Origin of the sequence: Shewanella sp. SR43-8 (genome assembly GCF_014163775.1) — a bacterium.
Taxonomy (GTDB): Bacteria; Pseudomonadota; Gammaproteobacteria; order Enterobacterales; family Shewanellaceae; genus Shewanella; species Shewanella vesiculosa.
The window spans coordinates 1-252 of the sequence record NZ_JACJDX010000048.1 but is presented as its reverse complement, the minus strand read 5'-3'; the positions used below and the strand labels follow the sequence as shown (position 1 = coordinate 252).

Genomic DNA, 252 nt, shown 5'->3' with positions numbered 1-252 from the left:
CGTGGCCGCCGTCGCCAATGACTTTGAAGCCCTGGCGAACGTGCACAATTTAGTCGTCGGCGCCTCAGATGGCGTCAACACCACCAACATTAACGTCACCCTCACTGAGCTTGATGTCAATGAAGGCCCTATAGGCGACAGCTACAGCTTTACGTATTTTGAAAACAGCAGCGACAGCACGGTGATCGGTACTGTGTCTGCAACCAACCCTGAAGGCACGCCAGTGACCTACAGTATCGTCAGCGGCAATGA

The 252-nt window shown here is 54.0% G+C and carries 1 protein-coding gene; it reads left to right on the top strand.

Features of this window, described 5'->3' with window-relative positions:
* The coding region (locus H5114_RS20300) for a hypothetical protein (protein ID WP_182723891.1) at positions 1 to 252 on the top strand (252 nt) is incomplete at both ends.